Origin of the sequence: Mucilaginibacter gynuensis (assembly GCF_039541195.1) — a bacterium.
Taxonomy (GTDB): Bacteria; Bacteroidota; Bacteroidia; order Sphingobacteriales; family Sphingobacteriaceae; genus Mucilaginibacter; species Mucilaginibacter gynuensis.
The window spans coordinates 223,088-237,346 of sequence record NZ_BAABFT010000003.1 but is presented as its reverse complement, the minus strand read 5'-3'; the positions used below and the strand labels follow the sequence as shown (position 1 = coordinate 237,346).

Genomic DNA, 14,259 nt, shown 5'->3' with positions numbered 1-14,259 from the left:
CGGCTTACATCAACGTTAGCGTTACTAATTCACTCGCGATGCGTAACACACCTTGTGTATAAAGCTCAATTTCTCCACCACTTTAGGCTGAATGATAAACGGATACAGATCATGATTGCCCATGCTGCGATTCATGCTGTTCATGGCGAAGGTTAAGGGCAGCCACATATTCAACAGTTCCTGAAAGTTTTGCTGTAGGTATGGGTTGGTTTTTATCATGGCGTTCGCATGGTCGCTTTTGCTGGCAATGCGCGGCGCCACGCTGATCCCGAAAGCATCAGCGGTTTCCAGCGTATCAATTATGTGCAGGTAATGCGCCCATGTTTCGGCCCAATCCTCCCACGAATGCACGCTGGCATAGGCGCTGATGTAGTTCAGGTTCCAGTCGGCCGCATCACCTTCGTTATAATGGCGTTGCAGGGCCTGCGCGTAATCTTCGCGTTCGTCACCAAATAACTGGCGGTATTCGTCAATAAACTGGCTGTTATCTATCAGCCTGTCCCAATAATAATGGCCTATCTCATGCCTGAAATGCCCTAAAAGCGTACGATAAGGTTCGTTCATCTCCTTACGGGACAGTTCGCGCTTATCATCATCGGCCTCATCAATATTAAGGGTGATCAGCCCGTTCTCGTGTCCTGTTAATACCCGCTGCATGGCATCGGCATCTGTTAAAAAATCGAAGCTAAGGCCGGTTTGTATATCCTGTAATTTGCTAACCAATGGCAGCTTCAGCTGCATCAAAGTATAAACCACGCGGTGTTTGGCTATCTCAATAAGCTGCCATTTACGCTGATGTTCCGGATCGGATAAGTTTGGCACAATGTGGTTAAGTTCGCAGGCCTTGCAAAAAACGCTGGTGCTCTCGGCCGGGATAAGCCAGTTACAAACACCAAACTGAAAATTCTGGCAGTATTTGTATGCCTGCTTTTTATTTTTGAGCAAACCACCCAGTAACGACTTTTTACCGGCGTACAAAGTATATGTACCGTTATTAACCGGCGCCAGTGTAACCAGCGTTAATTCTTCCGGAATAAAGCCTAAAGCATTTTTGCAGCACTCGCAAATGCTGTTTTCAAAATATAGTAGCTGACCGCAATTGGTACATTTAAATAATTTCATAATCTGTTTTAAGGCAGCTCTTTACATGAACAACCTGGGTGTTAACACAATTTAAGAGCGTAAGGTTTTAAGAAATAGAAAAATTGGGATAGATACTTTTATACAGCAATCAGGCACCCTCAAGCATACTATTTGATTTAACTCCATGTTAATATCAATAAGTTAACTTTGCGGCATAATATGGGCATATCTTCTTCATCAAAATATACAACACCTGTTTTTAAGCGTCACCAGCCGGATGATACCTACAAGTTTCAGCCGCTGCCGGCACCAACAGGCGCTTACCCCTACCATTTATCGCTCGAAACAGTTCAGCCGGAAATAAACAGCCAAAAACTCGTGTTCCACATGGTGGGCGATACCGGCGGTACACGCAACCCCGATATGCAGGCATTAATGGCAGCGGCCATGGCCGAACAGTATAATGAACTGCCGGAAGATCAGCCTAAGTTTTTGTACCATTTAGGCGATATCGTTTATCATCACGGCGAAGCCGAAAACTACGAGCAGCAGTTTTTTACTCCGTACAAATGTTACCCGGGGCCGATATTCGCCATAGCGGGCAATCATGATACGGATATAAACCCGGCCAACCCGGTTCCTTACCACAGTCTGGATGCTTTTACTACCGTGTTTTGCGATACCGAACCACGTGATATTGCCTTTGATACGGCCAAAACCCGCAAGAGCATGGTTCAGCCTAATGTGTACTGGACATTGACATCGCCCCTGGCTAATATCATCGGTCTGCATAGTAATGTGCCTAAGTATGGTGTTATCACTCCCGAGCAAAAGGCATGGTTCATTGAGGAACTCATTAACGCGAATGAAGAAAGACCGGAAAAGGCTTTGATCATCTGCATTCACCACGCGCCTTATTCTGCCGATACCAACCATGGGTCGAGCATGCAAATGATCGAATTTTTGGAAGATATTTTTACCGAAACCGGCATTAAACCCGATGTTGTGTTCAGCGGACATGTGCACAACTACCAGCGTTTTCGCAAAATTTATGCGGATGGTGTAGTTGTACCCTACATTGTTGCAGGCGGAGGTGGGTTTGACGAACTAAACGCTCTTGCTTTAACCGATAATCCGCAATACACGGGGAATAACCCCTTATTCGACAATGTAACGCTGCAATCCTATTGCGACGACCGGCATGGCTTTTTAAAAATTGCCGTTGAAAAAACTGCCGATGGATTATCATTAAGCGGCAACTATTATGTAGTTACACCCGAAGCTGTTGCCTTAACCGATTCGTTCTCTGTGAAACTTGCTGAATATCACTTAGCATCAAGTAAACAATAACGTAACAAATTGCTAACACCGGCTTATCATTAAAGCAAACTGTATTGTTGTTATTTGGTAATGCGGTACGGGCACCACAGCCTGCCGCCACTAATTCAACATATGCACTCTCCCATTTTGGCAGCGCTTCCGTTTTTAGGTGATATTGATCTCGGAGGTTCCCTTTTATTCGTTTTTATTATTTGCATACTGGCCGTTATAGGTTTCGAATTTGTAAACGGCTTTCATGATACCGCTAACGCGGTGGCTACGGTAATATATACCAAAGCCCTGCGCCCTGCTTACGCCATTCCATGGTCGGGCTTATGGAACTTTTTAGGGGTGTGCCTTGGGGGTGTTACCGTTGCCATGGGCATACTTAAACTGGTACCGCTCGATTCACTGATGACCTTGCCCATCAGCGTGGGTGCCTGCCTGGTACTTTCGGTACTGCTTTCATCCATCATCTGGAATTTAGGAACATGGTACCTCGGTATTCCCTGCTCCAGTTCGCATACCATGATAGGTGCCATGATTGGCGGCGGTTTGGCCTTTACCTTTTACTACCAGGGCCCTGGTGTTAACTGGGAAAAAGCAGGCGAAATTGGTTCATCGCTTATACTATCGCCGGTTATCGGCTTTGGCGTGGCGGCTTTACTGATGCTGTTTCTTAAGCACGTTACCAAATCGCACGCGCTGTTTCATATCCCTAAAGGCGAAAATGATCGTCCGCCTATTGCTATCCGTTTATTGCTGGTAACTACTTGCACATTGGTGAGCTTTTTTCATGGCAGTAATGATGGCCAAAAAGGAGTAGGTTTATTTATGCTGATCCTGATAGCATTCTTACCCGCACGTTTCGCGGTAAACCATGCCGTAGCGAACGATAAGGTATTCGCGGCATTGCACCAAACCGAACAGGTTATAGCCGACAAGGCAGGTACAAATAACGATGCCGAACTTATCGCCTTAACCGCGGCCGTTAAACAGGCTAAAGCATCGCTGGCCGAAAAGAACGAGAAAGAAGTAGCTAAAACCTACCGCTACCGTAAACAGGTAGAACTGGTAATTAAAGATATTAAGGCACTTGCTGCCGATGACAACCTGAAACTTACACACAAAGAAAAAGAAGCACTAAAAGCGGCCTCAACCGAATTACAGCACGTAACCGATTTTGCGCCGATATGGGTGATCGGTATCATCTCCATATCGCTGGGGCTTGGCACCATGATCGGCTGGAAACGCATTGTAGTAACCATTGGCGAAAAGATAGGTAACGAGCACCTTAATTACGCGCAGGGCTTAACATCTGAACTTGTAGCCGCCTCAACCATTGGTTTAAGCACTGGCTTCGGTTTGCCGGTGAGTACCACACACGTATTATCGAGCGGTATAGCGGGCGCTATGGTAGCTTCGGGCGGTAAAGGCAACCTTAATAACCAAACTTTACGTAGTATAGGGCTGGCATGGGTACTTACTTTGCCGGTTGCTATTATTTTAGCATTTTTATTGTTCCTGTTTTTCCACTTGTTCATTTAATAACCTAAAATGAAACAGATACTTGTTGCCACCGATTTTTCGCCTTGTGCCGCGAACGCTATGGCCTATGCTATGGAGCTGGCCAGCATACTTGGTCGCGAGGTATGCGCTATACATGCCATACACCCTACCGAAGGTATTAACAACAGCACCTATAACGCTATTTTTATAGAGAGCTATTACAATAATAAAAGAGAGGCGCTGAAAGAATGGGTTAAGCCCCTTTCAGAAGACCCGGCGTATGAAAGCGTTAAAGTAACTACGCTATGTGATGTTGGCTACCTTAAAACGGTGATCACCCGCTATACCGATGCCAACGAGGTTGACCTGTTAGTGATGGGTATTACCGGCGCTACAGGCATTAGCGGCATTGTGGGCAGCAACGCGGCCATGGTGGTTGATAAAATAAAGATGCCAACCCTCATCATCCCGATGGAAAGCAAGTTTGCCAGAGTACCGATGATCACCCTGGCAACCGATTTTGAAACACGCTTATCGGCTGTTGATGTAAACGCGCTTAACGAAATGATACAGGCATTTGGCTCGGCTAAAATGCAGGTGTTATATGTTGAAGAAGGTTCAGACAATAAACATCTTAAAACCGGCGAAGCCCGCCTGCGCGATCTGATTAAACATACTGAACTGGAGTTTAATTATATTGAAAACAGCAGCGCTACCCAAGGGATTATGTCATATATTCAATCGCACGATCCGGATATACTTTGCCTGGTAAAACACCACCATAATGTAGTGTACAGCTTGTTTACCCGTAGTACAATAAACCAGGTGATGAATAAATCGGTTAAAGCGATACTGGTACTGCACGAATAATTGCGGGCAGTGCTTTTTCATAACATAACCTTATTATTTGCCTAATACCGCCATTTTATCTTTGCGCCGTCAACAAGGGAACCTGCCACCGTTCTTTATCGACAAATTTGAGATTAACGTTGCTTACCCTGGCAGGTTATAACAGTAAAACCTGTTAAACACATGAAAAACCGCAGATAGTGATGTCTGCATAGTCGGGCGCTGGGTGGCAGCAGGTTTAAGGTTCGATCCCTTCCCGACGTCTACCCTCAATTGAAACCCTATCATGGAAGAGATCAATTACCCCCTGCTTATCGTTGTTGTTGTTCTTGCCGTTGGCTTGCTGGTATGGCTCATTATGCGCAACCAAAAAGATGAGAAATCATTAGAGAAGGCGATCATCCAAACGGAGATAAAGGATGCCGAAGAGCAGGAAGCGCATAAAAACAACGATGCCGATAAAGAGCAATAAGTTATCTACTAACCTAAAATAAACTTCGGGCTTATAAAGCCGCCGCCTTAAGCGCGTAGGTTTGAGTACGGATGAGGGATAACAAATTTTCGGAACCATTATTCGCGACAGATTCACGCGGGCAAATAGGCTTACCGATGCGCACACGCAATACCAATCCTTTCTTGTTAAATAATTCGGCAGGCAGCATAGCAGTTTGAAGTGATGGATGGATATAGCGAAGCAAGCTAAAGCCCAAACCATTATTACCATGAAAATATACAGGCAGCACGGGCACACCAGCTTTGGCAATTAATTTACCAACTACCGGGTGCCATTCCCTATCATTCACCTTACGGGTTTTAAAATCAAATGCAGATACCTCACCGGCCGGGAATATAGCTACAGGCGTACCTTCTTTTAATTTACCAAGGGTAGTTTTAAGTCCGCTGATGCTGGAACTGTCCCTTATAGCTTCGAACGGATTTACGGCGATAATATAGTTTGCGAGGTTGGGCACGCGTTTCAGTAAAAAATTGCCCATAAACAAGGTATCGTCCCTGTTTGAAACCAATATATTAAGCAAAGCGAGTGATTCGACAGCGCCGTAAGGATGGTTGGCAACCGCCACAAATGCGCCCGATTTCGGTATATTATCAAGATCGACGGGATCAATCTCTATAGTGATACCTAAAAACTTGAGTACAAAGTTTGTAAATGCTACGCCATCTAAATCACCGGCTTGTTCCATCATGCTGTTGAAAGCATCTATTTTGATCAACCGCATTAAAAGCGAGGCCAAGCCGGGGAAATTACCTGTACCTGTTGCCTTTACCACATCACTCTTGCTTATCACTGCCATTCGGTAAAAGTAAGCGTGCCGTGTAAAGTTACGCCCCCATTGCTGTTAAGCTTAGGGTTAACATTTACAGTAAGTCAATATTCGCTTAAAATTAAAACGCTTCGCCGATGTTCAGCAGGATAGAGTTGTATCCTTTACTTACGCCATAATCAATACCAATATTGGTGCTGGTACCTTTATTGAACTTAACCCGCAGACCCGAACCCACAGCCGGATGCCATGACTTGAAAAGCGTACCCGAACCGCTAACCGTATTTACGTTGGTAAATACTACAAAACCCAGCAGTCCATTATCGGTAATATCCCTGCGGTATTCGCTCTCTAAGTAAAACAAAGTGCGGCCACGGTAGCGGTTTTGATCGATACCCCTGCCCGAGCGGTTGTTAGGATCCCAGCCTACACTTGGTAGATCGAGGTAAGGTACCTTATCATTAAAAGCCGTCCACAGGTACGACCAAAATGCCAGCGTATTTTGCTGCAATGGTTTGCCCGGGTTCATCGGCACATATTTGCGAACATCGATATATAACGATGTCCAATGATCGTTACTGCCCAAAAAATCAGGGTTTACACGATAGATGATATTTGCATAAGCGCCGGGCAGTGGGTTAATGGTATTATTCCGGGTATCGTAAAGCGCGTTAAAGGAAATTCCGGATGATAACGAACTTCCCGCCGTACCATAAGCGTAATTAGTAAATTGCTTAAGGTCTTTATTTACATCATCGCTTTTTATCCCCGAATGGAAATCAAGATTATAACCTATACCTGCAAAAAAGTAAGGCCTGATGCGCTTCAGCGCGCTTTGGTAAAAACGGATATAATTGTAGTTTACCAATACGTTATCGCTATTGGTACGCGCGGTACCCAAACCCCATGTTAACTGCGGGTAACGCAAAAAGCGGATATCCCCCTGAATAGTCCACTCGTTATTGGGCAGCCATACGCTTGTGCGCAACGGCAAACCATAGCGCGATTTAAAGTTCCAGTATGGCGCAAAGGTGGCTGTAGATGCGGTAGTGGTTTTCAAGGGGCCAAAATATATGCTGGCCGTGGTGCTGGTAACCAATGCTCTGCCATTACCACCGGGTACCGTTCCGCCAAATGGCAATACCGAAAAGTATACCTTTTGGCTCTTTTTGATCTTTGGCTTTTTAGGATTGATACTGATAAGCGACCTGGCTATGTCAATCAAATCTGTTTGCCTTGCGGTATCCTGTTTTGATACGGTATCGGCAACAATAGTTGACGCGGCCTGACCGAACGCTATAGCCGGAAAAAGGCATATGATGATGAGTAATTTTTTAATCATGAAAATGAGCTGATTTAATATTGCACCATAAAGCTAACGTGGTACCCTCCCCCATGCTATCATCACCCGGCACCCCTGTGCCTAATAGATCAATAGTCGCGCTGCTGATGTGCTATTTTAACACGCCATTTGTAAAATTGTTTACGGGATAAAATTAATGCTGATTTAATAATAGATGTAAGAGGAATGGGGGACATTCTGAACGTAGTGAAGAATCCTCTTCGCGATACATGTTGGTGATAGATGCTTCGTTCCTCAGCATGACAGTGGAGAGTGGTTGTAAGCCATCGTCATTTTGCCTTCAAAGTTCAAAAGAATTAAAATTCTCGCAATGACAAAATTTGTAAGGCGACACTCTACCCTTCAATAAAATTCTCCTGCAATAACGCGTTATCCCTGCTTATTTTGCGGATATCGTAGCTGAACTGTTCTTTAAATTCGGGGTATTCTGAAAGGAAGATACCGTTTTTCAGCAGCAGCGCCATGGTGTACAGTTTCGAGATCTTACTGCCCGATTGCTCCGCTATATCTTCTACGTAAGCCAATTCAGGCATTATCAGGTGTTCTTGGCCGGTAATTACCAGCATTTTAATTTTCATGCAGGCCCGCAAAATGTTCATGAATGGTGTCATCGTGAAATCCCGATAGTCGAATTGCAATGCTTCGTAAATAGCCACAACCCTATCTGCCTCTCCCATCCTGAAATAGGCATCGGCCTGTGCTATGTAAATAAAGAAAGCGTAAGTATCACGCGCATTACTAACCGGCACACTGCGATAACCATTGTTCACCTTTTCAACTAACCGAAGCAGCTTTGGCGGATTATTAAAAAGATAACCCGTATAACAAGCCAGCAAACAAAGCATATCATTTGAAGCACTGCGCATCAATTGACGCTGCGACGATGGCATGCTGTATGGCAAACGTGTGATGGCCGCCAGTACATCCTTATTTACAATACCGTATTTAAAATATTGAAGCAGTGCATAAAGGCAATCCAGCGGATTTACCGGGAAACGGTTGTAGGCTTCATTGCTGATATCCCTCAACGTACCTATGCAACTCTCCAGTTCCTCCAGATCGAGGTTAATTACAGCGATGATCCCCAAAGCGGTGTTCACCAATATCCGTTTATGATCGGGCAGGTTAAACATCAGGAGGGTGCGCAGTGTATTTTTATAGTCGGAATTGATGAGCTCCATCCCGAAAAAGTACTCAAACATTTCTTTACTGAACGGACGACCGAAATAGTTGATCAGCAGTTCGCTCCTGTTAAAAAGTTTGAACTCGTTACGCAAAAGATCGCCCAGAAAAACCACCAGGTCCGCTTTTTCATCGGGTTCCAGCTTAAGCCCGGTAATTTTACCGAAACTATCCTGCTGCCCAGTTCTTATGGCATGAATTATACACCACTTAGCTACCGACAAACGGTAAGGACTGTTTTCGAGTTCAGTGTTTATCTTTTCTATCAGCGCGTCATCAAACCGCTCATTATTATCTTTTAACCAGGCACGGGCAATGCTATGTGTAGTAAAATGCGGGTTACCAAATTGTACCCTCGTATGATCGTTATTTGTGCCCGGCTCATGCACTTCCCTTAAAAAACCTATACCCAACAGTTCGTAATAGGCACGCTCCTGCTGCGGGGGCATTCCGGATAAAAGCTTCCGTTTATCTACACCATCTTCATTGGCCGTTAGGTCAAGTCGGCTTACAATCTCATCGCCAAGCAACACCTTATCATCCGAAAGTGTACTTAAATACACCTTATTGAGCACAAAAAGGGCGTTAAGGTCGTACAGCGAAGTATGATCGATATGCTTAAAAGAAAAATCGGCAGGGTGTTGCCGGTAATATAATTCGAGAAACAAGGGGTTCCTGAAACTTTCGGCTATCGTAACCGGGTTGGCATTCTCCATGCTTGCCGGGTTAATACGTGCCGAAATATTGGTGATCTCGGCAGCGTTTAGCAAGGGTACGTTAATTGAACTGTTTTCGGTTACAAAACCCGTGAACCAATTGTACGGCCCTGCAAATAGCTCATCGCGGTTATTAAGCCAGGTTGATGAACGCATGGTAAGCATCAGCTTAAAAAAACGGCGTTCGCGATAGGTACTGAACACTTCTGTAATTTGAGCCAGCAAGGTGTTGAACAATCCCGTCCTAAACAGGTGTTCGTCAAAGCCATCTACAATAAAATAGAAATTACCTGTACCGCGCCCCTCAATATCTTCCGGCGCTTGTATATCATCCTGTTTACCATATCCTAACAGCTCCTGCATCCAATTATGGAGGTCTTTACCGCCCAGTTGCGCGCTCATGAGCGAAACACAGTTAAAAAACAGGTAAGTATCGGCAGATTCGCGTTCTTCAAGCCGTTTTTCGAGCCAGCGGCATATCGCTATGGTTTTACCGTAACCGGCAGGAGCAGTAATTACCGTAGCATTTTGGTATGATCGTGCAAACTTGATCATGTGCCGGTCTATAAAATCGCGGCAAATGGTGTAATGGAAAGGTATGCCAGCCCTGTTGCGCAAGGTTTGAATGGTATGGCCGGTAATGCGTTCGGCATTCTTTTTCAGGACAGACCATGTAAAGGGCAATGCTTCGTCTATTACGGGTTCTTCCTGTTTCTGCCAGTGCTCCCAATCCCGGTAATTGCAAAACTCAGCCAACGAATCTAAGGTAAATAAGGACGGCTGGAACTTTGAAAAAGCGAAGCCATATATCCTTTTTATCGTTGTTTCGCTAATGCGGTGTTTTGTTTTTTGGATCACCTTAAAGGAGATCATCCTGCAATCACCCGGATTAATATGCGTTAACCCGGCATGCTTAAGCACTTCCTTCTTAAGTAATTCTATATGATAAATTGATATACGTGCCATAAATCCCCTTCTGTCTTTCCTAATCGTGCCCATATCAAATCGTGGCAAGTCCACAATTTGACCTTGTAATTTTTTCGTTTTGCAGCTTAAATCAATATAAAATAATATAAAAAGGGTGGCAGTCCTTAGTTGTGCATATGTTGATACAACCTAATGACAATTATAAGAGAGTAAATGCCAATTTGATTTAGCAAAAGGCCTAAATATTCCTATAAGTTTTAAAATACCAAAAATGAACAAAATGAACAAGCCATGAAAAGCTTTGGGGACGGAAAATACCAGGCTATAGCTGCGCTTTAAAAAGCAGTGTATTTATAATACCTGATCTATAAATACACTGCCATACATCGTTAATCTGTTACGATAAACTTTTTGCGGTAAACACCGGTTGCCGTTCGTATTTCGGCTATGTATACCCCTAACGATAGGTTGTATACCGTTACCACCTGGCTGTTGGCAGCCTCGTTATTTATGGTTTTAATGAGCGACCCGTTAATGTCGTAGATCTTTACAAAACGGATAGGTTCGTTACCCTGCGCTATATTGATCTTCTCTTTCGCCGGGTTTGGGTATAGGGTAGGCGAAGTTGAATCACTCAGGCGTACATATACAGGTGCCGAGTAGCTTGTTTTTTCATCCAGACTGATGATCCGTAACCTGTAATAATTATTCCCTTTTTTGGGTTGAAGCGCTTCGTAAGTATAGGTCTTCATGAATTTGCCACTGTTCGCCGCGTTGACAGTAGCCAGGTCGGTGAAATGAATGTTATCCTCGCTATGCTCAATAACGAACTTGCTGATATTATTTTCGAGTGTGGTAACCCACTCCAGCATTACGGTTTTACTTAGCGTAAGGCTGGCAGTAAAGCTTTTCAGCTCCAGCTCCATAATCCCCGAAAACATATAATTATCTATGCTCGCTTTTGAAAGTGTGGTATTGCTGTAACTCGAAATAGATAAGCCCGCGTAAACCGGCAAGCCCTGCCCAAAGGCGAGTTCGGCTGGTTTACCAACAGCTATCCAGTTAACGCCATTGGCAGAAATATAAGCCGTATAAAGCGATTTTATCTTTACCAGCTTTATCCAGTATGGTGCTTTTATAGACGTTGCCGTAGTAGTGATACTATTGGCACTGGTACTTAAACGGGTTTGAAAAATGGCATTACCGTTAAGTAAACCTATAAACGCGTACTTAGCGCCGGGCGCCATGCTTTCGCGGATCATGATACCGCCCGCAGCGCCCGATTCAATGCTTACTATGCGTGCTTTTATCTCGCCATCGCCAACCAGCGTTTTGTAGGCAAAATGCAGGGCATCCGAGTTGAGCGCTTTATTACGGCCCGATCCGCTTACTTCAAATACTTCGGTATTATAGCAAGCCGATCCGGCTATGCCTACGTCGCCAATATCCTGGGTTGACCACCGTGTTGGCAAAGCGCCGCATACCGTAGTACAGGCAATGGTTGATAACGACACTACCGTTGAATACGTGCTTTTACCACCGCCCACGCAAAGTGCCTGCACCCTGAAAAGGTAATCGGTAGCGCATGCCAGCCCCTGAATGGTGATGGTATTGGTTGTTGCGGTCGCGGTAGTCCAGTTGGCGGCGGCTACGGCTTTGTATTCTACATTGTAACCTGTGCCGGGTGCAGGTGCCCATTTCAACACGGCCGAATTTTCGTAAATATTCACCTTCTCTAGGTTGGTTGGCGCGGCGCAATCGCCCTCACTTTGGGTACCGTATACTTCAAACTCATATAACGAATATCCATACGGGCTACCACGTTCGGTACCATTCATGCGCACATAACGGCCCGTACCTTTCACCGGGATATAGTCGTCAAAGTCTTCATTATTTTTAATGGCGGCTATGGTGGTCCATTTCACGGCATCGTCAGATACCTGGATATCGAAGTTTTTGCCCAGGGCCACTTCCCACTTTAAAACTACGCGGCACAGGTCGTAACGCCTGCCCAGGTCCACATAAATATTTTCCTGGTCAACACCCGATTCACTTGCCCACCTTGTATTGTTGTCGCCATCAAAGGCCTTATCCTCGGTTGTTTCTTCAATCCCTTCGGTTGATGAGGCAACTGCTTTTTTATTTAGGGCGATGTTGGGCGAATTACAGGTATCGAGCGGTGTTTTGGTAAGCCCGTATACGTTTACTTTGTTTGAGAACGTAGCCAAATACACTTTACCATTGATGATGGTAGGGCAGTTAAACTTGGCGTAATTACCCACAATATCTTCCTGGTAGGCCGATGAGTTCCAAAGTTCGTGGGTTACATCATTGGCATCAAAAGCCCGCAATATGCCCGGCCTTACTGACTGATTGGCATCGCCATTGGCGGCGTAGGTTGTCCATAATATGGCTGTAGAATCCCTCGACCCGTTTGAGGATACCGACAAGAATGCCCCGCTGTTACCCGTTGGCCCCTGCGCGCCGCTGCTTACGGTTTTGTCAAGATCAAAAATACCTTTGCTCCTGTCGAACGGAAAGGCTTTGAGCAAACCGTTCTCCGACCATGAATAAACAAATTCCGTTTTCTCGCCGCGGTAGTAAGAGAACGACGACCGCAAATGCGCGTTAACACCCAGATCGATTGTCTGTAATGGATTATTTCTATCGGCATTGTAGCCGCCCATATTATCACGGTCGAGCACGTAGATCTTGCCATCTTTACAGGCCGTCATGGCTACTTTGGTGCCGGGTATCAGCATTACCTCGGTCACCCCGAAATCAAGATCGGTAGCCTCCAGTTCATCAATATTATTGGGGGTGAAGAAAGATTTTACGGTAAGCGTACCGTTCTCGGGTTTAAGCTTGATAGCGCTTTCCGAGCGGTTGGTTACGTCGGCCAAGTCATCGCCAACACCTACCGAGCCATTACCCACGGCCACATATAAATTACCATCTTCATCTGCCGACGGGGCGGCACCACTCATCCAGATACCGCCATTGTAACCTTTCGGGGTGGTATTGTACACTATTTTTTGTGCGAGCGATATTTTATCATACCCCATTACCCAACCATGATAAGGCCCCCAATCGCAATGTGAAGCCCAGGCTAAATAAATATTACCGTTTAAAAGCAGCAAGCCGCAGCGCTGGTTTTCCTTCTGCGGATCAAAGCTCAACTTACCACCAACACTGCCATCACCATCGGCGTTAATTTGCGCGGTGATAAGTTTGGGGCTATTGGCCTTTTCTGCACCGGTGGTGATATCAAGTGCGTGGATATATTGCTCGTAAACGTTGGTTGTTGTGTTGAGGCTGCGCGCAACTATATAAATGGTATTGGTAGTTGAATCTATCACGGGGGTACTTACAATACCCATATTGCCCGAAAAATCGCGGTAGCCGCCGCCGCAGGCCCCCGTCATATCGGTGTTTTTAACCGCGCGTGAGTTTTTTGGGTTGAGGTTTACCGTCCAGTAAGGGTCGGCAACATTGGACGAATCGGCATCGAAAGCATACACGGTATTGTTTACCGTGGCTACAAAAAGCACGTTCTTATTACCAGCTTTAGGCAGGGTTACATTGAGCTTAACCAAGGGCTGGGCGTATACCTGATCGTCAACCGTGCGGCTGAATATTTTACCGAAGTTGCCGCGTTTTACGTTTTTGGTATTAAGCGTTGTTTCCTGCTGATACCAGCCGGTGCGGTACAAATTATTATGCTGGGTTAACACATCTTTTTGCGCCAATACCATTGTTGGTGCCAACAATAAAAGCACGAGGCAGCCAACATAAAAGTTACTGACTTTTTTAGGGGAACGCTTACCATGTAAACGCGCTAAACTAATTAGGTTCATTCAGTTAGACCATGAATATTGGCCCGCCCTAATCTACGCTAAAACTCAAATAAATTATAATCCGGAACGAAATAATGTAACATCTTTTTTACAACCACAAATTAGTATCAGGAGAGCTGACAGAGTACCAGCATTTAACAAAACAAGCGGTCGAAAATTACTTCGACCGC

9 protein-coding genes are annotated in these 14,259 nt (G+C 45.1%); 4 read left to right on the top strand and 5 right to left on the bottom strand.

All coding sequences use genetic code 11. The features are described from left to right. Positions 1-24 precede the first annotated feature (24 nt). Positions 25-1,122, bottom strand: coding sequence for a zinc-binding metallopeptidase family protein (locus ABD894_RS07395; protein ID WP_345210365.1), 1,098 nt, complete (start codon positions 1,120-1,122; stop codon positions 25-27). A gap of 180 nt (positions 1,123-1,302) precedes the next feature. Here ABD894_RS07395 and ABD894_RS07390 point away from each other — a divergent pair, with 180 nt between their 5' ends. The 4 genes from ABD894_RS07390 (at position 1,303) to ABD894_RS07375 (ending at position 5,233) form a co-directional block, all read left to right on the top strand. Further along, positions 1,303-2,433, top strand: coding sequence for a metallophosphoesterase family protein (locus ABD894_RS07390; RefSeq protein WP_345210364.1), 1,131 nt, complete (start codon positions 1,303-1,305; stop codon positions 2,431-2,433). Between the two features lie 102 nt (positions 2,434-2,535). Then, positions 2,536-3,951 (top strand): inorganic phosphate transporter, encoded by a 1,416-nt coding sequence (locus ABD894_RS07385; protein ID WP_345210363.1) that lies wholly within the window; start codon positions 2,536-2,538, stop codon positions 3,949-3,951. Between the two features lie 9 nt (positions 3,952-3,960). After that, positions 3,961-4,782 carry a universal stress protein gene (locus ABD894_RS07380; protein WP_345210362.1) on the top strand — a complete coding sequence of 274 codons (822 nt, stop codon included), beginning with the start codon at positions 3,961-3,963 and terminating at the stop codon, positions 4,780-4,782. A 265-nt stretch (positions 4,783-5,047) separates the two neighbouring features. After that, entirely contained in the window at positions 5,048-5,233 is a 186-nt protein-coding gene (locus ABD894_RS07375) for a hypothetical protein (RefSeq protein WP_345210361.1), read from the top strand. Positions 5,234-5,264: 31 nt separating this feature from the next. On the opposite strand, the gene ABD894_RS07370 is transcribed toward ABD894_RS07375, so the two are convergent. The 4 genes from ABD894_RS07370 to ABD894_RS07355 form a co-directional block, all read right to left on the bottom strand. Further along, entirely contained in the window at positions 5,265-6,074 is an 810-nt protein-coding gene (locus ABD894_RS07370) for a lysophospholipid acyltransferase family protein (protein ID WP_345210360.1), read from the bottom strand. A gap of 91 nt (positions 6,075-6,165) precedes the next feature. Then, positions 6,166-7,386 carry a BamA/TamA family outer membrane protein gene (locus tag ABD894_RS07365; RefSeq protein WP_345210359.1) on the bottom strand — a complete coding sequence of 407 codons (1,221 nt, stop codon included), beginning with the start codon at positions 7,384-7,386 and terminating at the stop codon, positions 6,166-6,168. 356 nt (positions 7,387-7,742) lie between these two features. Then, positions 7,743-10,271, bottom strand: a complete 2,529-nt coding sequence (locus ABD894_RS07360) for a hypothetical protein (RefSeq protein WP_345210358.1) — start codon at positions 10,269-10,271, stop codon at positions 7,743-7,745. A 350-nt stretch (positions 10,272-10,621) separates the two neighbouring features. After that, entirely contained in the window at positions 10,622-14,089 is a 3,468-nt protein-coding gene (locus ABD894_RS07355) for a discoidin domain-containing protein (protein ID WP_345210357.1), read from the bottom strand. Positions 14,090-14,259: the final 170 nt, after the last annotated feature.